19 protein-coding genes are annotated in these 24,436 nt (G+C 60.9%); 14 read left to right on the forward strand and 5 right to left on the reverse strand.

Annotation, left to right across the window (positions count from 1 at the left end; translation table 11 throughout):
• Positions 1–16 precede the first annotated feature (16 nt).
• Positions 17–1,483, reverse strand: a complete 1,467-nt coding sequence (locus ACX3M4_RS07365) for an aminotransferase class V-fold PLP-dependent enzyme (protein WP_459357934.1) — start codon at positions 1,481–1,483, stop codon at positions 17–19.
• A gap of 104 nt (positions 1,484–1,587) precedes the next feature.
• Here ACX3M4_RS07365 and ACX3M4_RS07370 point away from each other — a divergent pair, with 104 nt between their 5' ends.
• Complete coding sequence (locus ACX3M4_RS07370) at positions 1,588–2,049, forward strand: Lrp/AsnC family transcriptional regulator (RefSeq protein WP_459357935.1); 462 nt, start codon at positions 1,588–1,590, stop codon at positions 2,047–2,049.
• Positions 2,050–2,243: 194 nt separating this feature from the next.
• On the opposite strand, the gene ACX3M4_RS07375 is transcribed toward ACX3M4_RS07370, so the two are convergent.
• Positions 2,244–4,883 carry an SH3 domain-containing protein gene (locus ACX3M4_RS07375; RefSeq protein ID WP_459357936.1) on the reverse strand — a complete coding sequence of 880 codons (2,640 nt, stop codon included), beginning with the start codon at positions 4,881–4,883 and terminating at the stop codon, positions 2,244–2,246.
• Between the two features lie 228 nt (positions 4,884–5,111).
• Here ACX3M4_RS07375 and ACX3M4_RS07380 point away from each other — a divergent pair, with 228 nt between their 5' ends.
• Positions 5,112–5,543, forward strand: coding sequence for a hypothetical protein (locus ACX3M4_RS07380; protein WP_459357937.1), 432 nt, complete (start codon positions 5,112–5,114; stop codon positions 5,541–5,543).
• A gap of 412 nt (positions 5,544–5,955) precedes the next feature.
• Complete coding sequence (locus ACX3M4_RS07385; RefSeq protein WP_459357938.1) at positions 5,956–6,690, forward strand: substrate-binding periplasmic protein; 735 nt, start codon at positions 5,956–5,958, stop codon at positions 6,688–6,690.
• Positions 6,691–6,894: 204 nt separating this feature from the next.
• Here the strand turns inward: ACX3M4_RS07385 and ACX3M4_RS07390 are convergent, their stop codons facing one another.
• Positions 6,895–8,019 carry a Gfo/Idh/MocA family protein gene (locus tag ACX3M4_RS07390; RefSeq protein WP_459357939.1) on the reverse strand — a complete coding sequence of 375 codons (1,125 nt, stop codon included), beginning with the start codon at positions 8,017–8,019 and terminating at the stop codon, positions 6,895–6,897.
• Positions 8,020–8,055: 36 nt separating this feature from the next.
• Positions 8,056–8,766: a GntR family transcriptional regulator gene (locus tag ACX3M4_RS07395; protein WP_459357940.1), complete on the reverse strand. Its 711-nt coding sequence runs from the start codon at positions 8,764–8,766 to the stop codon at positions 8,056–8,058.
• A 187-nt stretch (positions 8,767–8,953) separates the two neighbouring features.
• Here ACX3M4_RS07395 and ACX3M4_RS07400 point away from each other — a divergent pair, with 187 nt between their 5' ends.
• From ACX3M4_RS07400 to ACX3M4_RS07450, 11 genes are all read left to right on the forward strand, one after another.
• Complete coding sequence (locus ACX3M4_RS07400) at positions 8,954–10,108, forward strand: LLM class flavin-dependent oxidoreductase (RefSeq protein ID WP_459357941.1); 1,155 nt, start codon at positions 8,954–8,956, stop codon at positions 10,106–10,108.
• Positions 10,108–10,998, forward strand: coding sequence for an aldo/keto reductase (locus ACX3M4_RS07405; protein WP_459357942.1), 891 nt, complete (start codon positions 10,108–10,110; stop codon positions 10,996–10,998). The genes ACX3M4_RS07400 and ACX3M4_RS07405 overlap by 1 nt, the downstream gene beginning before the upstream one ends.
• Positions 10,998–11,513, forward strand: coding sequence for a flavin reductase family protein (locus ACX3M4_RS07410; RefSeq protein WP_459357943.1), 516 nt, complete (start codon positions 10,998–11,000; stop codon positions 11,511–11,513). Before ACX3M4_RS07405 ends, ACX3M4_RS07410 begins: the two co-directional genes overlap by 1 nt.
• Before the next feature lie 55 nt (positions 11,514–11,568).
• Positions 11,569–12,159 (forward strand): TRAP transporter small permease, encoded by a 591-nt coding sequence (locus ACX3M4_RS07415; protein ID WP_459357944.1) that lies wholly within the window; start codon positions 11,569–11,571, stop codon positions 12,157–12,159.
• Positions 12,159–13,652, forward strand: a complete 1,494-nt coding sequence (locus tag ACX3M4_RS07420) for a TRAP transporter large permease (RefSeq protein ID WP_459357945.1) — start codon at positions 12,159–12,161, stop codon at positions 13,650–13,652. The genes ACX3M4_RS07415 and ACX3M4_RS07420 overlap by 1 nt, the downstream gene beginning before the upstream one ends.
• Positions 13,653–13,678: 26 nt before the next feature.
• A complete protein-coding gene (locus ACX3M4_RS07425; protein ID WP_459357946.1) occupies positions 13,679–14,737 on the forward strand; it encodes a TRAP transporter substrate-binding protein in 1,059 nt (352 codons plus the stop codon).
• A 275-nt stretch (positions 14,738–15,012) separates the two neighbouring features.
• Positions 15,013–16,008: a YeiH family protein gene (locus tag ACX3M4_RS07430; RefSeq protein WP_459357947.1), complete on the forward strand. Its 996-nt coding sequence runs from the start codon at positions 15,013–15,015 to the stop codon at positions 16,006–16,008.
• 185 nt (positions 16,009–16,193) lie between these two features.
• Positions 16,194–17,714: a methionine--tRNA ligase gene (metG, locus tag ACX3M4_RS07435; RefSeq protein WP_459357948.1), complete on the forward strand. Its 1,521-nt coding sequence runs from the start codon at positions 16,194–16,196 to the stop codon at positions 17,712–17,714.
• A gap of 258 nt (positions 17,715–17,972) precedes the next feature.
• On the forward strand, positions 17,973–18,404 hold the full coding sequence (locus ACX3M4_RS07440) for a DcrB-related protein (protein WP_459357949.1): 432 nt from the start codon (positions 17,973–17,975) through the stop codon (positions 18,402–18,404).
• 3 nt (positions 18,405–18,407) lie between these two features.
• Positions 18,408–22,691 (forward strand): RHS repeat-associated core domain-containing protein, encoded by a 4,284-nt coding sequence (locus ACX3M4_RS07445; protein ID WP_459357950.1) that lies wholly within the window; start codon positions 18,408–18,410, stop codon positions 22,689–22,691.
• Positions 22,688–23,200: a hypothetical protein gene (locus ACX3M4_RS07450; RefSeq protein WP_459357951.1), complete on the forward strand. Its 513-nt coding sequence runs from the start codon at positions 22,688–22,690 to the stop codon at positions 23,198–23,200. The genes ACX3M4_RS07445 and ACX3M4_RS07450 overlap by 4 nt, the downstream gene beginning before the upstream one ends.
• Before the next feature lie 341 nt (positions 23,201–23,541).
• Here the strand turns inward: ACX3M4_RS07450 and ACX3M4_RS07455 are convergent, their stop codons facing one another.
• Complete coding sequence (locus tag ACX3M4_RS07455; RefSeq protein WP_459353923.1) at positions 23,542–24,057, reverse strand: Hcp family type VI secretion system effector; 516 nt, start codon at positions 24,055–24,057, stop codon at positions 23,542–23,544.
• Positions 24,058–24,436: the final 379 nt, after the last annotated feature.

A 24,436-nucleotide genomic window follows, 5' to 3' on the forward strand; every position in this document is an offset into this window, starting at 1 on the left:
TGGTCGATCGTTTCCTTCAAGCAGCGTTCTGCATGGCCTTGAACCGGGCCGTGGTCTCGTCGCAGGCGTAAATGTCGGCGGCCGGATAAGGATGCAGTGCCAAGTCTTCGACGGCGGCAATGATCTTTTCCGCCTTGTCCTCAGTCATGAGCACCGAAAAATTGAGCCGTGTCCAGCCAGGTTTCTTCAGTTCTTCACCGGAAAGAATGCCCTGCCGCAATGCATCGGACCGGTCCCTGTCAATGCCAAGGAGCCGGTGCGCATAGGGCCCAGCGCAGGCGCAGCCGCCGCGAGCCTGAATGCCGTAGAGATCGGACAGCATGCGCGTCACCAGTTGCTGGTGGATATAACCACCTCTTTCCAGGTCACGCACCCGGAAGGAGAAGACCGGCAGCACATGCCGTGCCCTGGTGTTGCCCAAGATCTCGATGGAGGGAACGGCCTTCCAGATCGCCAGAGCCCTCTCGCGCCAGTCGGCATTGCGCTCGTTCATCACATCCTGGCCGATGGCTTCCTTGACCAGAAACGCGAGGGAAGCACGGATGTCGCCGATGACGTTCGGTGTCCCCGCCTCTTCGCGGGCGGCCAGATTGGCCGTGTAGTCGTGGCCCCAGGGCGAGACAAAACGCACCGTGCCACCACCCGGAAAGACGGGCGTATTCTTCTGGACGGCGTCCTTGCGCAGGATCATGACGCCGGAGGCCGCCGGACCGCCGATGAACTTGTGGGGCGAGACGACGACAGCGTCCTTCTGCAGTGCCGTTCCCGCCTTCACATCGATCGGCAGGTAGGGTCCGGATCCGGCGCAATCCCAGACGCTGAGAGCTCCATGCCGTTTCAGCAACCCGGTCACCGCATCCTCATCCGTCACGATTCCGGTGACGTTGGACATCATCGAGAAGGCACCGACGATCAGCCGTCCGCCTCCCGCCGCCTGCAGCACCCGTGCCAGTTCGCTGAGGTCGGGGCCACCCTCCTCTGCTTCGCCGATCTCGATCACCTCCGCTCCGCTCTCGCGCCAGGGAAGGATGTCGGAATGGTGCTCGTAGGGGCCGAGGATGACGAGCGGGTTCTCACCGCGCTCTGCCGCACCGGAGACGCCCAGAAGATGAACCAGCCGGTTGAGGCCGGCGGTGGCGCCGGAGCCGCAGAAAATGGTGGCGTAATGCTCATCCGCGCCGCAGATCCGGGCGATCTCGCCGCGGGCGGCTTCACGCATGCGGGTCATGGCGCTGCCGCAATAGGAGGCTTCGGTGTGACTGTTGGCGTAGACGGGCAGAATTTCTTCCAGAACAAAGTCCTCGATCTGGCGGAGCGCCCGGCCGGAGGCGACATAATCGGCATAGATCAGCTCACGCTCACCGAAAGGACCGGAAATGGTGGCGCCTTCGCCGATCAAACCGGCACGCAGCCGTTCGATCAGCCTGGGCCCCTCGAGACTGTCGATGAAATGATCGAGGGCCGTGCCGGTTCTATGGGTCATATCCGCTCCGAATCTTGCTTTTCCGGATCATACGACCACTCTGCAGGTGCTTTCCTCACTTCTTTCAATTGTGAAGGAGCTAATTTTGTGTCATTTGATCTGAAATGGACAAGAAATTCGATCAAATCGACCGCGCACTCCTGCGTGCCCTGCAACGGGATGCGCGGTTGTCGCAGCGGGATCTCGCCGAAAAAGTCGGCTTGTCGCAGAATGCCTGCTGGCGGCGGCTGAAGGCGCTGTACGACAGCGGGCTGATCGAGGGGCATACGATCCGGCTCGATCCGGCAAACCTCGGGCTCAATCTCACGGTCTTTGTAATGATCCGCACCCGCCACCATTCCAAGGACTGGCTGGAGCGGTTCCGTGGCGAGGTTGTGGCCATACCGAACGTGATCGATTTCTACCGCATTGCGGGCGATTACGATTACATGCTGAAGGTGGTGGCCGAAGACATGAATGCCTTCGACCGGGTCTATCAACGCCTGATCGAGAAGGTCGATCTGGACACGGTCACCTCCTACATGACCATGGAGGCAATTGCCGACGCCCGCGACCTGCCGATCTGATATCGCCCAAAATAACCTCGTCCCGAGGAGGACCGGAAGGTCCGTCCCGAAGGATGGGCGGCATACTCTGGAACAAGCGGCCCCTCCTTCGAGACAGCGCTCCGCGCTTCCTCAGGATGAGGTGCAATTGTAGCCCACGCCCTTAGAGTTTCTCGCCAAGAGCACCCGCTTATCGCTTCAGTTTCAACGACCGCTTACCGACGCCGGCCACCGCCGCCCCTGCGTGCGCCGCCACCCCCGCCACCACGCCGCTGCGGACTCGCCTGGGGACGAGAACGCTGCACGTTGCGCTGCCGGTTGACCTGCCGGTTGCCGGCATTGCGTGCCTGCCGATCCCGGTTCAGGTGTGCCGGTGCCTGCGGTCGCTGCGCGGGACGCTGCACACTTGGTCTTTGTGGTGCGGCTGGGCGCTGGACATTCGGCCGTTGAACTTCAGGACGTTGTGCGGGCCTTTGCACGTTCGGCCTCTGCCCGGCAGGCAGATTGGCCGGACGCTGCACGTTCGGCCGGTTGCCGGCATTGGGGAGGTTCTGGATCCTGTCACCGGCCGGCCGGTTGGCAAGTGCCGCTCCCGCCCCTGCGCCAAGCGCTCCACCGGCAAGTCCGGCGCCGATCTCACCCATCCGGTCCTGGATCGCATCGCGGGAAGGCGCGGCGACATCACCCCAGCGACCACCTTCGAATTTCTGCCAATTCTCGCCGTCCCGGCGGTAAACCGCGCCATCTCGTCCGGCAAAGACATCGCCGCGCCGGTCGAGATTGGCCACCCGGCCAAGATCTCCATCCTGCTTCCATCGGTTGACGGCACCAGCCTGGAGGTCTCTTGCACGGGACCATTCGGGCCCGGTCACGACCTTGCCGCCCCAGGAGCCATAGATGCCACGGGCCCCTCCGACAATGACGCGATTGCCGGTACGCGGGTTGTAGGCGGAGATAAAGCCGGCACTGCCGCGCGGGCCGCTGATGGCAGCTCCGCGGATGTAACCGCCGGTACGCGGATTGTAGATACCGCCGGCAGCGATTCCGCGCATTGGCCCATAGGCATAGCCGTAACGTCCGTAGGTGCCGCGTATCGGATTGTAGAAGGCGCCAATGCCATAGGAGACCGGCCGAGGATAATAGATTGGTAGCAGGCCTGGCCTGTACCACGGCCGGTAATAATAGCCGGTGCCGTATACGAAAACGCCCCAGGCGAGGAAGCCGGTGAGATAGCCCATCGTATAGCCGTACCAGACAGCATCCGGTTCGCTGTCATAGATGCGCACATAGGTGGTGTTGTAGACCGGTGAGGACGGCGGGATGGTGTAGATCTCCTCGGGCACAGAGGTTGCAACCTGGAAAGGACCTTCCGGGCTGTCGCCGACGAACCAGACTCCATCCTGCAGCACATAGTACTTCGCGCCGACCTGGATGACCTGATCATTGGTGTTGACCGCGTAGGACATCGACGTACCGTCGATCTTTTCGAACTCCGGGTCGCCCGCATAGGAGACCTCGGCGCTGACGGAGCCGACTTCCACGCGAGCGGTTGTCGGAATGCTGGCCTTCAGCCGGGCCTGCTCGGCCTCGGAAGTGCCGGGAATGGACGAGCGGACCGAATAATAGGGTGCGTCTTCCGGAATGTTGAGGAAGTCGGACGGCATGTCCGGGGTGGTGAAGGTCCAGGGCCCATCCAGCGAGGCCGACTTGAACCAGCGGCCGGACACCAGGACGTACCAGGTAGACGTGGATTTCAGGAAGAATACATCGCTGTCGGTATTCGACGCCCATTCCAGATCGGTCCCTTCGACCGGCTCCAGCGCCGGCTCACCGTCAAAGACAATCATTTCGGCCGGCTTGTCCGAATAGATAACCTTGGGCGGGGCATTGTCCGGGAACGCCTCGCCCGGGATCGCCTCGCGGGTTTCCTTCCAGTTGTCGTCGTCCGGCAGAGAGGTAATCAGGCCTGGAAGCTGGGTTACCGGCTGCCAGCCGGTCGCGACGTCCTTGGTGGTCATCCAGGATTTTTCATCACGCAGATAAAGCTCGCCGCTGTCGTCGATCTTCAATACGTCCCAGTTGGTATTGACCACGAATGAGAGACCCTGTTCGCCCTTTACCGGAGCAAAAATCGGCGCACCATCCGTCTGCACGAGAATCGCAGGTTCGTTTGAAACGTAGATCGGCGGCGCATCCGAACCGAGGCCCTGGACGTCGTCCATGCGCTGGTATTCGGCGAGACCGGCCGTAATGCGGTCTTCCTTCACCGTGATGGTGCCGGTCGGCATGATCTTGCCGACCTGTAGGGAAAGATCCGTCAGAGAGGTTCTGTCGAGCGCAGAAAAATCGAGCTGGGTCACCTGGATCTCGCTGACATCGACCTCGCCCTTGTCGGGATCGGCAATCGTCGTGCCGCTGACGCCGATAACGCCGAAGACGGGCTTGGCGTCCTTGTCCTTGACATATTCAGCTGCAACCAGGGCCTTCAGGGTCTTGAAGTTGTCCCATTCGGTGAATTGCGGCTGATATAGTACCAGCGTCGCACCGGCGTCGGTCTGGAAAGAGCGCGGCCAGCCGGTTGTCTGTTCCGGTTCTGTCAGTTGGAGATACTGACCGCTGACGAATCCGTTCTGACCGTTATAACTGACGGAGCACCAGGCACCGGAATCGTCGCAGTTTTCAAGTTCGACCTGGGCACCGTTCGGGACGGTGCCAAAGGAGCCGTAACCGGTGCCCGGCCCCTGGCGAAAATTGACATTCGCGGTCGTTATCGCCGGGGCTGCAAGCACACCATTGACGAGCACCGTCTGCAAAACGAGGGATGAAGAAAGGAGTAATGACAAGGACTTACGCATGGGAGCCTCCGGGAAACGAAACCGGGCCGTGCCGGACCTTCGCTCGATGCACAGGGGCGGTTGCCGCCAAAACCGGCAGCAACCTGAACATCACACCTAGATCCTGCACACGGGCCTGCCGAAATGTCCAGCACATCACAACAGGACTTGCTATCCTTACGTAATTTTACATTCTGACTGCAACATGACACCCAGCGGCATCCGCCCTTGCTTATGGAGATTTTTAAGATGGTTCTCTTGCGCCGGTTCCTGGTGCTCTTTTTTGCTGCCGCGTCGATCTGCGGTTTCCTACCCGGCCTTTCGATTGGAGAGGCCCGCGCCGAAATCTTCTATTGCGAGAGCACGCGTACGCCAAACGGAAGCCAGCCGTTTTGCAATTTCCTTCTGTTCGACAATGCCTTTACGCGGCACACACAGGTGATTGTCGCGCAAGGAGCAAGGCGGGAATTTTCAGTCGACGGCCGCTACGATCTGTTTTGCGTGCTCGTTCAGAACCACAAAGGCGTTCCCGACAACTTCGCCTACCGCAAACAGCAGTGCATAAAGTCGGATACCGGACGCGAATACAAAGTGAAGATCCGCGCCCTGAACATGCGCCGCGGCCGGGACGGCTTCAGCTCCGACACGGTCAATGGCCTGCTACCCAAGGAACGCTGGTGAACAACCACCCGCTTTGCGATCCATGAAGGCTTCGGTGAAAAGCCGCTTGGCCATTCAGGGAAGCACCCGGTGCTGTCAATGGGCCGGTTTTCCCGCATTCTTCAAACGGCACATTCGATTTGGGGCCCATATGACCAAATCCGAGAGGCAGACAGGAAACATTTCTCCAGCAGAAACGGAGGAAACAACCATGTCTCGCCGGATCGACTGGCATTGCCCCAAAACTCGGACAAAGGCCGGTAGCAAACCTGAAGTGGCTCGCCCAAAACTCAAAACGGAAAACCGCAATTGAAACTCAATCGCTTTTCAAAACGGGCTTTGAGAACCTTCAGGCTTTCTTAAAAACTCCGTGAGTTTCATATCTCCACCTTTATGGCAGCCCAAGATCTGGCGGAATTCCGAGGTGCGTCGAGTGAGACTTTTTCTGATCCTTTGCTTTTGTCTGCCACTCGCCTTCGGTGCGCGCGCCGAGCCCCTGACAATCGTCACCGAACAGCTCCCCCCGTTCAACTATCTGGAAGATGGGGAAGCCAAAGGGATGTCAACCGAGGTTCTTCAGGCAACGATGAAGGTGGCTGGCGAGAATGCGGAGATCGATTTTCTGCCATGGGCGCGAAGCTACCAGCTCTCTCTCAGCCGGCCGAACACCTTGATCTATTCCATCATTCGGACGCCGGATCGCGAGGACCAATTCGCATGGGTCGGAGAAATCGCACCCTATGGCGTTTCTCTTTACAAGCGATCCGATAATTCCACGATCAACCTCAAGAGCCTGTCTGACGCCAAGGAGTTGACCGTCGGGGTCTATCTGGGAGACGCAAAGGCAGAAGTTCTTCAGAAACATGGCATAGAGAAGCTTGATGCGGTCGAGGACGACCGCCTGAACTTGCGTAAACTGCTGCTCGGCAGGATCGACCTGATGGTGATCGACGACACGGTGATTAGCCAGCTTCTAAAAGACGAAGGCGTTGACCCGTCGCGGGTAAAACGTGCCCTGCCCATCCAGGAACTCAGCGGCTATTGTTATATGGCTTTCCAGAAAGACAGCGACCCTGCACTCGTCAAGACGTTCCAGAAGGCTTTGGCAGAGATAAAGTCGGACGGCACATATAACGACATCATCGCCAAGTATGTCCTGATCAATTGACCCTCGTGGTCGGCGCAAGCCTGCCGGCAACTTCAAGAGGCTTTGACAAAAACCGGCGCGACGAGGTCGCGCCGGCGAGGTCTGCGGTGGAAAGGTCGTTTCCAAAGCGTGTCGCGTTCATTTGAATTCACATGACCCGCTTTCTCTCCTTTTTGACGCCCGTCTTTTTGCGAAGAACCGGATCCCACTTTTTCGCGACGTGCTCTAACAGGCGACTGAGGAAAGCGCCTGCGCCCTCAAAGAGACGGCCTGACCGGTCCTGGCAGAGAGCTGGGCTGCCAGTCCCATTTCCACGGCCCGGCGGCCGTCTTCCAGCGTGACGTCCGGCAATGCCTTCTCGCCGCGCACGACGGCGACAAAACCCTCGTGTTGGTAGAAGGTCGAGCCGTTGTGATCACCGGCATCGAGGATGGCGGGATCGACTGGAATGTCGATCTGCCGTGGGCCTTTGGGCATGCGCGGCGAGACAACGAGTTGCGGCACCGGCGGCTCGCCCAGGTCCTTCGGCCAGAATCGGCCCGGGCCGGGCACATAGGCTTCGATCTTGCCGTCCGGGCCGACTGCGGAAACCTCTTCCTGGTACCGGGAGCCTTCTGCAAACATGCAGAGTTCCAGCATGGCACGGGCGCCGTTTTCGAAATCGACGATCACATAACCGTTGTCGAGGATGTCCGGCTGCTCGCCGTCATACATCTCGTCCTTGTGGTTGGCGTCCTGGCCGGCAGACGCCATGACCCGCACCGGTTCGCACTTCATGATCAGGCGCATCAGATCGAAGAAGTGGCAGCATTTTTCCACGAACGTACCGCCGGAGTAGCGGTTGAAGCGGTTCCAGGCGCCGACCTTGTCGAGGAACGGAAACCGGTGTTCGCGGATGGTCAGCATCTTGATGCCGCCGGTGGCTTCTTCGGCCTGCTCGATCAGGGCGGCGATCGGCGGCATGTAGCGGTATTCCATCGCCACCCACACAGGCGCCGGATAGGACGCCTTGAAGGCTTCCAGTTCGGCAAGGTCCTTCGGATCGGTGAAAAGCGGCTTTTCGACCAGCAGCGGCAGCGGACGCTTGCGGCGGATTTCCTCCATCTGCGGCACATGGCAGTGATTGGGGCTGGCGATCAGGATGCAGTCCAGCGCCTCGACTTCCAGCAGACCCGCAACGGACCCGACGAATTGCGCCTGTGGCGCAAATTCGGCGGCGGCCCTTGCCATGCCGGCATCCGGCTCGAAGATCACCGTCACTTCGGTGTCTGGCAAAAGGGCGATGTTGCGCAGGTGCTCCTGCCCCATCATGCCGCAGCCAATGACACCGTATCTTACCTTTGCAGGCATCTAGTCCTCCATATGAAGCGGGGCCTTGCCATCCGCCTATTTCAGTCGCTGAACGTAATGCGCCCTGTCCGTGTCGAACCAGGTGCGCGAAAATTCGACGGGCTTGGGCCGGTCGGCCCAGCTGAACCGTTCGATATAGCCAGTGACGATGCCGGGAGACTTCTGGAAGACGGAAGGTGTCCAGTCCGGCAAGGTGCCGATCGTTACCCGGTCCTCGGCCCGCACGATCCAGAAGCCGAGTTGCTTCTGGTAATAGCGGTATAGCGAATCGGACAGGAGGTCGCGGCGAACGGCGCCGGCATCCCCGTCGAGCCAGATTTCTTCGACCGCGATCATCACGTCATTGAGATATCTGAGGCGCCGGATGCGGGTGCCCTCGGCACTGGTGCCGAAGAGCGGCATGCCGTCGGGCTTTGCCATGCGGGTGACGTCCAGAATGTCGGCCCGTGGCAGCCCGCCGCCGGTCAGAAGCTCCAGGCGGAACATGGCATAGACGCTTTCCTGCGTTCCACCCTGGCGTATGTAGTTTCCCGACCCCTGGATCCGCTCCAGTAAGCCCTTTTGCGTAAGGTCCGCGAGCGCCTTGCGCAGCGTGCCGATGGAGATGCCGAGTTCCTCGGCCATGTCCCGTTCCGGCGGCAGGCGCTCGCCCTCGATAAGCCGTCCCGCGGCAATATCCCTGATCAAAAGCTCGCTGATCTGCACATAAAGAGGCAGCGCGGTAGAGGTTTGCGAAGCGGTCGGCATGGCGTTTCTATTGTGCGTCCGGCAAAATTGATACACTATTGATTTACATCAAAACGGGTGATATGCAAGAGGAAATCGAAGGCAAAATGAAGCCAATCGAAAACAAACGAAAATAGCGAAACCCAAACGAGCCCTGAGGGCACGTTTCAGCTTTCGCATTCAAGAAGAGGCCCGAGGGAGGCAATTCATGACCGTAGTCCCAGTCACGTCGCCGGATCTCGACGCGGCGGAGGTATCCTGGTTCGCTGCGCTGTGCTCCGACGACTACCAGTTTCTGGGCGTTCCCGAAGGCCATCTGCGTTCCAGCTGGGAGCATTGCTCCTCTATCGTGAAGACCGCCGAGGAGCAGGGCTTCCGCAACATCCTTTGCCCGTCGTCCTATCAGGTCGGCCAGGACACCCTGTCCTTCGTCGCCGGCTGCGCTCCGATTACCGAGAAGATCAACATGCTGGCCGCGGTTCGCTGCGGCGAGATGCAGCCGATCATGCTGGCGCGCACGATTGCCACCCTCGACCACATGCTGAAGGGCCGCCTCACGGTCAACATCATCTCTTCCGACTTCCCGGGCGAACAGGCCGACAGCGGCTACCGCTACCGCCGATCCCGCGAAGTGGTCGAGATCCTGAAACAGGCCTGGACACAGGACGAGATCAATTACGAAGGCGAGGTCTACACCTTCAAGGGCCTCACCACCGACCCGGCCCGTCCCTACCAGACCGGCGGCCCCCTGCTCTATTTCGGCGGCTATTCACCGGACGCCTTGGACCTCTGCGGCCAGCACTGCGATGTCTACCTGATGTGGCCCGAAAAGATCGAGGAACTGGAAGGCCGCATGAAGGCCGTCAATGCGGTTGCCGAAAAATACGACCGCACGCTCGATTATGGCCTGCGCGTCCACATGATCGTGCGCGACACCGAAAAGGAAGCGCAGGAATATGCCGATTTCATCGTCTCCAAGCTCGATGAAGCCCAGGGCACCGCAATCCGTGAGCGGGCGCTCGATGCGAAGTCGCTCGGCGTCAGCCACCAGGCCAAGAACCGCGAGATTGCCGACGCGTTCGGCTATATCGAGCCCAACCTGTGGACCGGCGTCGGCCGGGCCCGTTCCGGTTGCGGTGCGGCTCTTGTCGGCTCGACCGATCAGGTCATGTCGAAGATCGAGGGCTACCAGAAGATGGGCATCCGCGCCTTCATCTTCTCCGGCTATCCGCACATGCAAGAAGCAAGGCATTTCGGCACACGTGTTTTGCCGAACCTGAAGACCTGCTCCCTGCCGCACGCTTATGGCCGCGTTCCCGCATCCACCCCCGCCACCCCTCTCGGCAACGGAGAGCGCCGCTGATGAACCGCGTCAAGATTTCCGACACTCTGGAATTTTCCCGCCTGATCTACGGCATGTGGCGCCTCGGTGACGATACCGACACCTCGCCGGCCCATGTGGAGCGCAAGATCCAGGCCTGTCTCGACCAGGGCATCACGACCTTCGACCAGGCCGATATCTATGGCGGCTATGCGGCCGAGGCGGTCCTGGGCGGGGCTCTGAAAGCCAACCCGTCCCTGCGCTCGAAAATGGAAATCGTCACCAAATGCGACATCGTCGCACCAGCCGGGCGTTATTCGAGCGCGAAGGTGAAGCATTACGACACGTCCCGCGCTCATATCGAGAAGTCAGTCGACATCTCGCTGACGGAGATGGGCATCGAGACCATCGATCTCCTGCTGATCCACCGTCCGGACCCGCTCATGGATCACCATGAGACCGGTGCCGCGCTCGACGGTCTGGTGAAGAGCGGCAAAGTCAAGGCCGTCGGTGTCTCCAACTTCCGCCCCTGGGACTGGGAGCTGCTGCAGTCGGCCATGACGACAGGGCTGGTGACCAACCAGATCGAGATTTCCCTGAAGGAAATCAGTCCCTTCACCAATGGCGATCTTGCCTTCCACCAGCGTCTCGGAACGAAGCTGATGGCCTGGTCTCCCCTTGGCGGCGGCTCACTGATTTCCGATAGCGGCAAGCTCGGCGTGGTGATGGACGAACTGGCCGCAGAGGCCGGTGTCGACCGCTCCGCCGTTGCGGTTGCATTCCTGCTCGCTCATCCGGCCGGACTGTTGCCGGTGATGGGCACCAACAATATCGACCGGATCTCCAAGATCTCCGATGCCCTGAAAGTCAACCTGGATCGCGAAACCTGGTACCGCCTTTACGAAGCGGCACTTGGAACAGAGGTGCCCTGATGACCATGCAGAACGCCAATCATACTGTGACCTTCGAGCCGGATTCCGACAATACCCGCTTGCTGCGGGACGCGTTCGGCCGTTTTGCCACGGGCGTCACGGTCGTGACCACCGGTTCCAAGGACGGACCCGTCGGCATTACCGCCAACAGCTTCTCCTCCGTTTCGCTCGAACCGGCGCTGGTTCTTTGGATGCCGGACAAGGGCTCGCGCCGGTTCCAGTATTTTGAAGACGCGGAGCACTACGCCATCCATGTGCTCAGCCACGAACAGGCGGCTGTCTGCAACGGCTTCGTGCGCAATGCCCATGCTTTCGATCAGTTGCCCTACCGTATCGACGACAACGGCGTGCCCCTTATCGAAAACTGCCTCGCCCGCTTCGAATGCAAACGCTATGCGGCCTATGAAGGCGGTGACCACCTGATCGTGCTCGGTCAGGTGCTGCAGGCTGAAATGCGCACGGGAGATGCGCTGACGTTTTTCGCAGGCAGGCTCGGACAGATCGCGCCGGAATAAGGCGGAAGACCGGGCAGATTGCCTGGTCGGAGGAGAGTTTTAGGGAGGAGCCCGAATGGGCATATTGCTGGCGGTCCTGAAACCGCTCGACTTCGTCAACTCGCATTTATTGCGCGTGGGGCGCTGGATCGGCATCGTTTCGGTGGCGCTGATGGTCGTCGCCATTCTTGTGCAGGTCGTGTTCCGCTACGTGCTGAACAATGCCCTGCCCTGGCCGGATGAAGCCGCGCGGTTCTGCATGCTCTGGATGACCGGGCTGATGGCACCGACCGCCTTCCGGCGCGGCGGGTTCGTCGCCATCGACATGTTCACCGTCGCCCTGCCCCGCGTCCTCGGCACCCTGATCTCTCTCCTGCTGCTGCTGATCTCGCTGACGGTGCTCTTCGTTGCCTTGCGGATCGGATATGCGGAAGTCACCGGCTTCGGCGGCAAGTTCGCGACCGCCTCGCTTTATGTCCCGGGCGACCTGACGCTTTCCACCTGGATCCGCGTCCCGCGCAGCTGGATGATGGCGTCTATGCTGGTGGGCGTCGCGCTGCTGCTGCTCGTCAATATCGAACTCATCCTGCGCAATGTGATCGCCGCCCTCGGCGGCAAGGACGATCTTCCGGAGATCCCGGATGCAGACATGGCGGGAGCCGACTGATGCTGATCTGGTTCCTTCCCGTCTTCCTGGTGTTCCTGCTGATCGGCCTGCCGGTCTTCTTCGGGCTCCTCGCCGCTCCCGGGCTTCTGCTCTGGCTGAACGGCCAGGACAAGGACATCGTGCTGCTCTACCGTAACGTCTACAACGGCATGGACAGCTTTCCTCTGATGGCGATTCCGTTCTTCATGCTTGCGGGCGAACTGATGAACAAGGGCGGTATCACCCATCGCCTGGTGGAATTCAGCCAGGCGCTGATGGGCCATCTGCGCGGCGGCCTTGCGCATGTGAACATCCTCTCCTCGATGTTGTTCGCCGGTCTTTCCGGCTCCGCGGTCGCCGACACCTCCGCTCTCGGCTCCATGCTGATCCCGGCGATGGAAAAGCAAGGCTACACCCGCCGCTTCGCCGCGGCGATCACGGCGGCAAGTTCCGTCATCGGCCCGATCATCCCGCCCTCCGGCATCATGATCATCTATGCCTATGTGATGGGCGAGAGCGTCGCGGCGCTGTTCCTGGCAGGCATCGTTCCCGGTGTGATGGTGGGCATCGGGCTGATGATCATGGTGAAAGCCATGGCCAACAGATATGACCTGCCGAAAGCCCAGCGGATCGTCAATCCGGGGCAAACCGTTGCGCCGGTGGAATTCTGGTTCTCGTTCGCGCTTCTGCGCATCAACCTTGCCGGTCTCTTCACCTTCATCGTTCTGACGGTTGCAAGCGCGATCGGTCTGGAAAATCTTTCCGGAACGGTTTCCCTAATCGTTTTCGCCGTGTTGCTGGTTCTGTCGCACGTTCTGCTGATCAGCCTCAGGAGCGTCGTCTCCAGTGATTTCCGCGTGGTCTGCAAGAAGGCCGTTGTGCCGCTGCAGACGCCGATCATCATTCTCGGCGGCATCCTGATCGGCGTCTTCACGCCGACGGAAGCAGCCGCGGTTGCGGTCGCCTATGCACTCCTCATCGGCTTCTTTGTCCTGCACACCATCAAGGTGTCGGAAATCCCGGGCGTGCTCAACCGGGCCGGTATCACCTCGGCCGTGGTGCTGCTGCTGGTCGGCGCCGCCATGGCCTTCAAGACCGTGGTCAGCCTCAGCCATGCACCGGAAATCATGGCTGAGTTCGTACTGACCTTGTCAGACAACCCGCTGATCCTGCTGTTCCTGATCAACCTGCTGCTGTTCGTGGTGGGCATGTTCCTGGATGCAGGACCGGCGATCATCATTCTTGGCCCGATCCTCGGCCCGATCTTCGTGAACATGGGCGTCGACCCCATCCACTTCGCCATGATCATGAGCGTCAACCTGACCATCGGTCTGGCGACGCCGCCCATGGGTCTGGTGCTCTTCGTCGCGGCCTCGGTTTCACGGGAAAAGGTTGAAACCATTGCCAAGGCAATTCTGCCGTTTCTAGCGGTGGAGATCGCTGTGATCTTCCTGATCACCTACATACCGGCACTTTCCATGACGATCCCGCGTCTGACCGGATTTGCCAACTGATTTGAGCTTACCCAGGGAGGAACCTCATGCTCAAAACTGCCCTCAAAACGCTCACCGTCGCGGCAATGCTCGCCGGCTCGAGCTTAAGTGCGATTGCCGCGGACTATTCGCTGCGCGCAACAGCCAACTCCAACGAGAACGACGAGGACTATCACGGCCTTGTCGTCTTCAAGAACTATGTCGAGGCCGCTTCCAACGGTGCCATCGAAGTGGAACTCTTCATCGGCACGCAGCTCTGCTCCAACGGCGCCGAGTGCCTGCAGGGCGTCGCTGACGGCGCGATCGACATCTATATCTCCACCTCCGGCGGCGCTGCGGGCATCTTCCCGTATGTCCAGGTCCTCGACCTGCCCTACATGATGAGCGACGATCGCATCGCGGAACACGTTCTGTCGGGCAACTTCACCCGCACCATGCGCGACATGGCGCTTGAGGATTCCGGCGGTGCCATCCGCCTGATGACCATCGGCAACACCGGCGGCTGGCGGAATTTTGCCAACACCAAACACCGCGTCGCAAATCCGTCCGACCTGGAAGGCCTCAAGATCCGTACCGTCGTTGCCGATCTGCCGCAGGAACTGGTCCGGGCTCTGGGCGCTTCGCCGACCCCGATTCCGTGGCCGGAACTGTTCACCTCGCTGCAGACCGGCGTCGTCGAGGGCACCAAGAACGGCATCACCGACATCATGGGCATGAAGTTTCCGGATGCGGGCCTCAAATACGTGACGCTTGACGGCCATGCCTACATGGGCGCGCTGTGGTGGATGAACAACGAGAAGTTCACCTCCATGCCGGAAGACATGCGCCGCGTCGTTGTCGACGGGTTCTATGCCCTGCAGCAGGCGACCTTCGCTTCGCCGAAGCGTGAATCCATCAAGGCCTATGAGGCATTCGTTGCCGACGGCGGCGATCTTTACGTACCGACGCCGGAAGAAAAGGCCGCCTTCAAGGAAGCCGCAGCGCCGGTTTATGACTGGTTCAAGGAGAATGTCGGCCGCGGTGGGGAAATCTTCGGTGCACTTGAAACCGCAGTCGCGGAAGCCGAAGAAGCCGTCAATGCGGACCGCGCCGCGGATCTCAACTGACGCAGAATATGGCAGGGGGCCCGGTAACCGGGCCCTCTTCTACTCCTGCCCAAACACCTTTATCTCGTGGGCAGGTTTCGATCCCGCGAATTGGACAGTTAAGGTCGTTTAGAGGATACCCTTTCAAGCACTCTCTCTGATACCAATTGCCAGAATTCCGGTATTCCTCAGATACCGCAGGGGCCCTGCCCCTCACACGCCCCCGGCATATCCAGGACACGCGCCTGTTCTCCGCATGCCGGCCTGCGGCGTTTGCTGCAAAACAAGGACCTGAAATGGTTGCACCATTGAAAGACCGGGCCAACCGGCTGTTCCCGGGCATCGTGATTGCCGGACTTGTGGCAATAGCCGCGCAGTTCCTGAATGAACATTATGGAGCGCCGACCATGCTGATGGCGATCTTGCTCGGCATGCCACTCAATTTTCTGTCCGACGAACCCCGCACCGGCGAAGGCATCGCCTTTGCCGCACGCACGTTGCTCAGGATCGGCGTTGCCCTGCTTGGCGTCCGCATCAGCGTGGAGATGGTACAGCAGTTGGGCTTTCCTTTCCTCCTGCTGGTGATCCTCGGCGTGCTGGTGACGATCGGCTTTTCCCTGCTGATCGGCGGATTGTTCGGCCGGGACCGGCTGTTCTCGTTCCTCTCCGGCGGTGCCGTCGCGATCTGCGGCGCGTCGGCCGCCATGGCTATCGGTTCGATCCTGCCGAAACGCGAGCATGCCGAGCGCGATCTCGCCTTCACGGTGATCACCGTGACGGTGCTCTCCACCCTGGCGATGATCTTCTACCCCATCCTGACCAGTGCGCTGGGTCTTTCCAGGGACGCAACCGGCGTCTTTCTCGGCGGTACCATCCACGACGTCGCTCAGGTGGTCGGTGCCGGGTTCTCGATCTCCGAGGAGACCGGCGATCTCTCCACCCTTGTCAAGCTCATCCGCGTGACGATGCTGGCCCCGATCGTGCTGGTGGCCGCGCTGATCCTGCGCAAGGGCGTGGAACCGGGGGGCACCCGTCCACCCCTCATCCCCGGTTTCGTGATCGCCTTCCTGGTGCTGGCCGCGATGAACTCGTTCGGCCTGATCCCGGATTTCGCCAAGGAGGCAGCCGGTCATGTTTCCCGCTGGGCGCTGCTGGCAGCGATTGCCGCGGTCGGCATGAAAACGTCGATCCCGAAACTGCTGGAAGTTGGCGGCCCGGCCATCTGGATGGTTTTTACCCAGACGGCATTCCTCGCCCTCTTCGTGCTCGGGGGGATCTGGCTGATCGGCTGATATTTGCCGATAGCCTTCAACACCCCATATATCCCCTTAGAACCCCGGCCCTTTTCAAGCGCCGGGGCTTTTCTTGTGCCAGCGAGTGTGAAATATAGCTCGCACCCCTTTTGGCGGACCGGCAGGCCTGCCGGCCTTAAGTCGGATCCGACTTATCTTCGCCCGGACAATTCGAAAGCGTTTGGATGAAAAGCTACATCACCACCCCGATCTATTACGTCAACGGTTCTCCGCATATCGGCCATGCCTTCACCTCCGTGATGGCCGATATCCTGAAGCGCAACCGCCAGGCACTGGGGTATGAGCTGATGCTGTCCACCGGCGTCGACGAACATGGCCAGAAGAACCAGGAAGCCGCCGCCGCGCTCGACATGCCGGTGGAGGAATTCCTCAACATGCGCTGCGAGGAATTCCGAGGCGTCTTCGATCGCCTGGACGTTGCCTACGACTATTTCGTGCGCACCAGCCGCGAGGGCCACAAGCAGGCCGTTGCCGGCATGGAGCAGTCGATCTTCGACAAGGACCTGATCGTCAAGAAGAACTACACCGGCACCTATTGCAAGGGCTGCGAGGAGTTCAAGAAGGAGACGGACCTCACCGAGGAAGGCCAGTGCCCGCTGCACCCGACGATGAAGGTGGAGCAGACGGAAGAGACCAACTACTTCCTGAAGATGGAGCCCTACCGCGAGCGCCTGCTCAAGCACATTGCCGACAATCCGGACTGGATCCAGCCGGAAGCGTTCAAGAACGAGCTGAAGCAGATGCTGTCCGAGCCGCTGGAGGATCTTTGCATCTCCCGGCCCAAGACCCGCGTGACGCTTGGCGTCGAGCTGCCCTTCGATACCGACTTCGTCACCTATGTCTGGTTCGACGCGCTTGCCAACTACCTCACCAACGTCAACTGGCCGGATGCCGGCTATGCGACCTGGTGGGCCGAGTGCGAACACCTGATCGGCAAGGACATCCTGAAGCCGCATGGCGTCTACTGGCCGATCATGCTGATGGCGGCCGGCCTGCCTCTGCCGAAGAAACTGTCCGTGCACAGCCACTGGGTCGGAGCCGGCGGAGTGAAGATGTCGAAATCCATCGGCAACGTCGTGGATCCGATCGAGGTGATCGAGAAACTCGGCGTCGATGCCCTGCGCTGGTATCTTGCCCGGCACATGCGTGCCGACAGCGACAGCCAGATCTCCGTCGAGTTCATCACCCAGGCCTACAACACGGAACTCGGCAACAAGATCGGCAATCTGCTGTCGCGCGCCGCAAAGTTCTCAAACGCCCGCTTCGACGGCAAGCTGCCCGCTCCGGGTCCGCTCAGCGCAGAGGACGAGGCGATCCGCAAGGCCGTGCTTGAAGCGACCAAGGGCATGGGAGAGTGGGTGAACCTGGCGGATATCCCGCACCGGATGCAGGCGATCATCACCGTTGCCGACGAGATGAACAACTATTTCGCCGAGCAGGCTCCCTGGGATCTCATCAAGCAGGAAGAGACCAAGGAGCGCTGCCAGACGGTGATCTATGTGACACTGGACTGTCTGCGCGTCGTCATGGAAGCCCTCACCCAGGTGATCCCGGCCTCCGCAGGCAAGGCGCTTGCCATGCTGAATGCCCCGGAGATAGCCTGTCCGTGGAAGCCGGAACTCGACCGGCTTCAGGGCGGCGGTGCGCTTGGCGAGATCGAGAACCTTTATCCGCGCGTTCAGTAACCGAGATTGCCCGAAAATACGGACGTCTCTTCAGTCCTTCACAAAGGCTCCGCGGTTGCGCGGAGCCTTTGTCGTATTCGAACTCTTCAAATAACAACTAAAAGCTGCTTTTTAATCAAATACAAATTTACCTAGACTTTCCTGCCCGACCTTGTTTTCATAAACCTATCGGTTGTGGAACCCCAAACCACACCGATGCTCGACTTGCATTCGTTTCAGCCCGTCCTGATTTCGGCCATTCAGCCCGGGAAATTGTATATGTCATTGGTTCGAAACAAATTTTTTGATCTTTCCGTTCCTGACGACTGGATCGACAGATCCGTCCTGGTCTGGTCCGCTCCACCGGGCAGCGGAACGATGCCACCCAATGTTGCCGTCGCCTTCGACACCATGCAGCCGGGGGAACCTCTTGTCGTCTATGTGAACCGCCAGGTCGACAGCCTGAAGGCATCACTTGCGGACTGGCAGCTTGTCACCCAGACGCAGACGGACCTGAAGGGGCGCGAGGCCTACGAGGTGGTGTTCACCTGGAACACGCCGCCCGGAAAGATGCGCCAGCGCCAGATCTATTGCCCGCTCGGCAGCCAGCAGATCGCCAATATCGCCTACACGGCCTCCGACAAGGAATTCGCCGAATTCGACGGCGCCTATTTTCAGAAAGTTTTGCGGTCCTTCGTCTTCAGGGGATAGGACATGTCAGGACACAAGCCCGCCGCGCGGCTTATGGACCAGATTTCCCACACGAGTGCCCTGTCCGGTTTTCTGGGCGGCGCGCTTCTTGGGCTGGCTGCGGGCGTTGCCATTGTGGCGGTCACGGTCGCGACAGGCGGTGCGGCCCTCGCCGTGGTGGCGGCCGCCGGTGCGGCTGCGGCCACGACCGGTGGCGGGGCCCTGGTCGGCGCGGCACTTGGCGCGACCTTCTCCTCGCCCTGCGGCACCATCGCGCCCATTTGCTCGCTCAACGTTCTGATCAACAACCGCCCGGCAGCCCGTGCGATTGTCGATGGCGCCCTCTGCTCCATGCATGCGCCCGGACCGCCAAAGCCCATTGCCACGGGCGTCGAGCACATCCTCATCAATAACTTTCCGGCGGCCCGCGTCGACGAGAAGATCGTCTGCGGGGCCTTCATCTCATCCGGATCGGAGAATGTGAAATATGGCGGCCCCTCCGGCCAGTATCTGGCCGTCGCCTCGGAAGTGCCGGATTGGATGCTGACCACCGCCAAGGTCCTTGCCATCGGCGGAACCATCGTCGCCGTCGGCGCGGGCGCCGCCGCTGCGTATGTCGCGGGCGGGACCTGCGCACTTCTGGGCTTTGGTGCGGAAACCATCGGTGCCTTTGCCTTCGGATATGTCGGTGGGGAAATTGGCGGTTATGTCGGCGAAGCGATTGGCGGCGAGCGCGGCCGGATCATCGGCTCGACCCTCGGCGCCCTCGTCGGCGGGCTCTTCGGCGCGAAGCTGGGCGGCCGTATGGTTCGAGGCCACCCGGTCGACATGGCAACCGGAGAAGTCTTCGCCCAGGAAACGGATTTCGAGCTGCCGGGTCCGATCCCGCTTGCCATGACGCGCACCTGGATGTCCAGTTCAAGCGAAACCGGCGCGACAGGCGGGCTGGGCGCCAAGTGGCATCACAGCCTGGCAATCCGCCTCTGCCGCTGGCGGGAGGGCAATTGCTTTGCGCTGAGGCTGGGCGACGGGCGTCTCGCGCTTTTCTCCCCGCCCCGGCCGGGCAAGCCGTCGCTGAACGCGGTCGAGCGTCTGCTGCTGGAGACCGACGGCCGGAACTACCGAATCCGGGACTATGACGGCCAGTGCTGGTATTTTCAGGCGGCCGCCCGCACTCCGGACACCTGGCTGATTTCCTCAATCATGGACGCCAACGGCCACGCCGTGCGCTTTGCCTACGGAACCGGGGACCAGCTTGCCGGCGTCATCGACAGCGGCGGGCGTGAGCTCACCATTCATTCGGACGACCTGGGACGTCTTTTGCGGATCGACGGACCGCATCCGACCGATTCCACCGCCACTATGCCGCTGGTTACCTACGGCTACTCGGGCGGGGATCTCACGAGCGTCACCGATGCCCGCGGCAACGTCCTGCGCTACCGCTACCAGAACCACCTGATGGTCGAAGAGCGGCGGCGCGCCGGCCTGACCTTCACCTTCGAATGGGACGACCCGGCGCTCGGCGTCGAAGCCAGGTGCACGCGGACCTGGGGCACCTCCGAAAGCGGAGCGGTGACGGGGCTGCATTATGTCGAGATGCGCTACCGGCCGGAATCCTTCGAGACCTTGGCCCGCGACCGGCAGGGCAATGTCACGATCTACCAGAACGACGGCCGCGGTCACATTCTGAAGAAGACCGATGCGGACGGACTGGTCTCGAAGTTCACTTACGACCAGGCGGGCAATCCAACGCTCAAGCAGGACGGGTTCGGCCGCAAGACGTCCGGGTCCTGGGACCAGTTTGGCCGCCAGACCGCAGAGCTGGAAGAAGACGGCACGACAACCCGGTTCAGCTACGCTACGGATTCGGTCTCCGACCCCCGCTTCGGCAAGGCGGCGGTCATTGCAAGGAGCGACGCAGGCGAGCACCGGTTCTCCTTCGATGCCCGCGGCAATGTCCAGATCTACCGGGATGCACTGGGGATCGAGCACAGATATCTGCGCGACGAACGCGGCTACCCGCTTGCCGTCATCGATCCGGAGGGAACCTCCTGGCGCTGGCAATGGTCGCCTGAGGGAAATCTCACCGCGGAAGGCCCGGACGACCTGCGCGCCTCCTACGTTCACGACCGGTTGGGCCGGCTCATTCGCGTGCGCGAGCCCAATGGCCGCGAGGTCGTCATCACGCGGGACCCGAACGGCAATGCGGCGCGGCTGCAATTTGCCGGCGGTGGCTCCGTCTCGATGGACTATGACCCGGACAACAAGATCGTCCGCCATACCGACGAGGCCGGACAGACCGTCGAGTGGACCTATGACGGCCTGCGTTCTCCCCTTAGCCGGACAGAGACCGACGGCTCCAGGACACGGTTCGGCTATGACGACGAAATACGCCCGGCGCTTATCGTCAATGCTTCCGGCGAGGAACACCGCCTTGTCTATGACAGACACGGCAGGTTGAGCCGGGAAACCGGGTTCGACAAGCGCCTGACGGAATTCACCTACGATCCGGCAAGCGGTAACCTTGCCGGGGTGCGAAACGGCGGCGAGCTGACATCGTACAAGCACGACCAATATGGCCGGATCCTGGAAAAGCATTTTGCGGACGGCACAAAACACACGTTCGCCTGGTCATCGAACAACCGCGTGACAAGCGCGAAGACGCCGGATTGTGAGCTGGCCTTTGCCTACGACGCTGCCCAGCGGATCGTTTCGGAAAGCCAGAACGGCACGGAAATCCGCCACAGCTACGATCCGCGCGGCCGCCTCAGCGTCACCACCCTGCCCGACGGCCGCAAGATCAGACACACCTACAACCGGACGGACGACTGCAAGCGGATCGACTTTGACGGCCGGGAAATCGCAACCTATCTGCACGACCATCTGGGTCGGACCATTTCCCGCAAATCGGGCGGTATCGCCTGCGAATTCGAGTTTGATCCGGAAGGACGCCTCGCCCGGCAATCGGCCTATGCGCGCACCCCGGGCGCGGACGAGGAGATCGTCCGCCGGTCCTACGAGTGGCGCAAGGACAACAAGCTGGTGTCGGTGAAAGACAGCCGGCGCGGCGAACGGCAATACAAGTACGACGCCTGCAACCGGTTGACGTCGGCTGAGGGCTGGACGCCTGAAGCGTTCATCTATGATCTGACCGACAATCTTGTCGCCGCGACCCGGAGCGGCCCGCGCACCTCTGCGCAGCCGCCAGGCCAGGCTCCCGGCAACCGGCTGACCGTCTTCGGCGACAAGCATTTCACCTATGATGCCAGGGGCAACATCGTCCGCGAAATCTCAGGTGCCGGCGGCCATACGGAAACGGACTATATCTACGGCGCCAACGGCATGCTGCGCGAAGTGCGCCGGTCGGGCCGCCGCGGCGAAACATTGACCCGCTACGCCTACGATGCCTTCAACCGGCGCGTTTCCAAGACTGTCACGACGGACCTTTATGCCGCCAACAGCCCGGATGACGATCCGTCAGCCATCGAAACCCGGTACCTTTGGAACGGCGATGTGCTGCTGGCGGAATCGGCCAATCCGAAAGACCCGCTCGAAACGGTCTATCTCTTTGAACCGCGCAGCTTCACTCCGCTTGCCATGGTCAGCCGCCATCCGCAGCGCAGCGGTCTCTTCATCTACAACACCGACCATCTCGGCGTGCCGCATGAGCTGATCGCCGAGAATGGAACGGTCGCCTGGGCGGCGACATATCTCGCCTTCGGCGGCGTGCGGGTGGTCACCGGTGGCGACTTTTATCAACCACTTCGCCTGCCCGGACAATATTTCGACGAAGAAAGCGGACTGCACTACAACCGTAATCGCTACTACGATCCGGCCATCGGCCGCTTCACCCAGCCGGACCCGATCTCCCTGCTGGGGGGCCTGAATGCCTATGCCTATGCACAGGACCCGAACGGGTTCATCGATCCCTTTGGGCTCACCCCTCTCGACGCGACCGGATACTCGCTCTATCACATCGTCAACAACAAGACGGGGGAAGTCGTCTATGTCGGCATCACCAACGACGCTGCCACGCGGACTACCGGGCATCAGGGAACCGGCCGGCTCGGGCGCGGTTACTCGCTGAAGGTTCAGAAGACGGACCTGTCCTATGCGCAGGCGCGTGGGTACGAGCAGGCCGATATCAAGCAATACGGTACGCGGGACACCAGCAGGATCGGCCAACCGTTCAAGAAGGGTGAACCGAACAGGGTCTGGTCCTATGATCCTGCCCGGACGGATGACAGGGCCAAGGCCTTCAACGAACATTATGAAGAGCGCATGAAAGCGCATGGAGGGTGTGGGTGAGTATCAAACTAACGATTGAACCGGGCCGCTATTTCATCGCACCGCTTCTGGGTGGCGGCTACGCCTACGGGTATTTCACCTATTTCGACAAGAGCCTGATGGCACTCTGCAATGTCCACGATCTGATCGGCTGGGACGCGGAAGTGCCGGGAGATATCGATAGCCATCCGCTGATCCTCAAGGATCTGCGCATCGGCACGTCCGAATTCAGGTTGAAGCCGAAGGAAGCGGAAGAATATGGCGAGAAATGGCTGTTATCGGCCCGTACGATTGACGGTGCCGCACAGCCGGAGAGCCGGCTTTTCCTGATGGGACCGGACAACGCACCTGATGTCTTCGACATCTACCGGGAAATACCGCAACGGCCGGCAACGCCGGACGAAAAGAAGACGTTGCAGCCGGTCGGCTTCATGTTCCCGCCGACGACGACCAATGCCATCGAAGTCGCCATCCGCCGCATCGACATCGATCCGGACGATTTCTACCCGGAAGATTTTCCAAGGAACTAGACGTCCTGAAGAGGAAAAACGAACGGCCCGGAAATTTCCGGGCCGTTTTTTTGTGACACCTTTTCAGTGCGTCCTCCCGGCCAAGCGAAGCGCGAGCCGGGACCGAGGAGGCACAGAGTTTTAGCGTGTCAGTTCCTCTCACCGCTCGGCATTGGCTCACCGGTCCCGGATCTTCGCTCTGCTCCTCTGGGAAGACGATGGAGAGGTGAATTACCTTGAACGGCCCTCCCCAAAGGCCAACCGCCCGGTGGTGGGGCCGGGCGGTTGCGGCCGTCGGGAGGGGCATCCCGTCCGGCCGGGCGGGCCGCTCGCAGAATGCGGCCCGGTGGGGATTGGTGAGGTTAAGAGGTCTTCGGAGCGCGGTAGTCGTCGGAGGCGCTCGTGCCGGCCTTTTCGTGGGTCCAGTCGGCCTTGCGGTAGGTGAAGGACCACTTGTCGACATCGCCGCGTGAGGCATTGGCTTCGTCGTTGACGTCCGGCAGGATCGTCTTGCCTTCCACCAGCACCGCATCGGTGAACTTGATGGTGAAGTAGTGTTCCTGGACGCCCGAGGTGGCGGTGCGCCAGAAGTGAACTTCGATTTCCAGGCTCTCACCGGTGGCCAGGGCCTGCCACAGCAGCGGGGTGGCCTTGTCGACCGGCTTCATGAAGGTGGTCGGCATGTGGCGGCGGGTGGCGATGATGGAGCCGGACTGCGGGTCGCGGGGGACAACGGCGTTCTGCTCGAAGGCATAGACCAGGGATTCGGCCTCATGGCCTTCCTGCCACAGGTTGCCGACACTGTCGGCGGTGGTTGCGTCGGAGGTGATGTCGCCCTGGGTTGCGCCCTTGACGGTGATGTATGCGATGTTGGACATGGTCTTAACTCCTGGTGACTGTGACTTGACGGACTGTCGTCGTTTCGATTTCCGGGGCACCCGGGTTTGGTCCGGTGCCGATGCTGAGGAAATTGCAACGGCCGTGCCAACTTGGCCTGAACAGGTCAAGATATTGAAAACGCAGCGTTTAAACTTGTTTCCAGGCAAAGGTTAAAATGTGGCACTGTGCAGAAATCTGCACAGTCCACCCGAAGATGCGAACAGACCTGCGCAACACACGTGTGACGAACATCACAAAATGACGATCGGGAGGGTTTGCCAGGGGGACAGAGCCGGTGCGGAAAAGCTGGCTGGAGCCTCGGAAGCAAGCCACAAGGCATGAATCGACCCTTCCCCCGACCTCATCCTGAGGAGGGCT

The organism is Roseibium sp. M-1 (assembly GCF_054515675.1).

Coding starts and splice junctions, on each gene's coding strand:
- ACX3M4_RS07365 (WP_459357934.1), bottom strand. CDS start 1,483: ATGACCCATAGAACCGGCACGGCCCTCGATCATTTCATCGACAGTCTC.
- ACX3M4_RS07370 (WP_459357935.1), top strand. CDS start 1,588: ATGGACAAGAAATTCGATCAAATCGACCGCGCACTCCTGCGTGCCCTG.
- ACX3M4_RS07375 (WP_459357936.1), bottom strand. CDS start 4,883: ATGCGTAAGTCCTTGTCATTACTCCTTTCTTCATCCCTCGTTTTGCAG.
- ACX3M4_RS07380 (WP_459357937.1), top strand. CDS start 5,112: ATGGTTCTCTTGCGCCGGTTCCTGGTGCTCTTTTTTGCTGCCGCGTCG.
- ACX3M4_RS07390 (WP_459357939.1), bottom strand. CDS start 8,019: ATGCCTGCAAAGGTAAGATACGGTGTCATTGGCTGCGGCATGATGGGG.
- ACX3M4_RS07395 (WP_459357940.1), bottom strand. CDS start 8,766: ATGCCGACCGCTTCGCAAACCTCTACCGCGCTGCCTCTTTATGTGCAG.
- ACX3M4_RS07400 (WP_459357941.1), top strand. CDS start 8,954: ATGACCGTAGTCCCAGTCACGTCGCCGGATCTCGACGCGGCGGAGGTA.
- ACX3M4_RS07405 (WP_459357942.1), top strand. CDS start 10,108: ATGAACCGCGTCAAGATTTCCGACACTCTGGAATTTTCCCGCCTGATC.
- ACX3M4_RS07410 (WP_459357943.1), top strand. CDS start 10,998: ATGACCATGCAGAACGCCAATCATACTGTGACCTTCGAGCCGGATTCC.
- ACX3M4_RS07415 (WP_459357944.1), top strand. CDS start 11,569: ATGGGCATATTGCTGGCGGTCCTGAAACCGCTCGACTTCGTCAACTCG.
- ACX3M4_RS07420 (WP_459357945.1), top strand. CDS start 12,159: ATGCTGATCTGGTTCCTTCCCGTCTTCCTGGTGTTCCTGCTGATCGGC.
- ACX3M4_RS07425 (WP_459357946.1), top strand. CDS start 13,679: ATGCTCAAAACTGCCCTCAAAACGCTCACCGTCGCGGCAATGCTCGCC.
- ACX3M4_RS07430 (WP_459357947.1), top strand. CDS start 15,013: ATGGTTGCACCATTGAAAGACCGGGCCAACCGGCTGTTCCCGGGCATC.
- metG (WP_459357948.1), top strand. CDS start 16,194: ATGAAAAGCTACATCACCACCCCGATCTATTACGTCAACGGTTCTCCG.
- ACX3M4_RS07440 (WP_459357949.1), top strand. CDS start 17,973: ATGTCATTGGTTCGAAACAAATTTTTTGATCTTTCCGTTCCTGACGAC.
- ACX3M4_RS07445 (WP_459357950.1), top strand. CDS start 18,408: ATGTCAGGACACAAGCCCGCCGCGCGGCTTATGGACCAGATTTCCCAC.
- ACX3M4_RS07455 (WP_459353923.1), bottom strand. CDS start 24,057: ATGTCCAACATCGCATACATCACCGTCAAGGGCGCAACCCAGGGCGAC.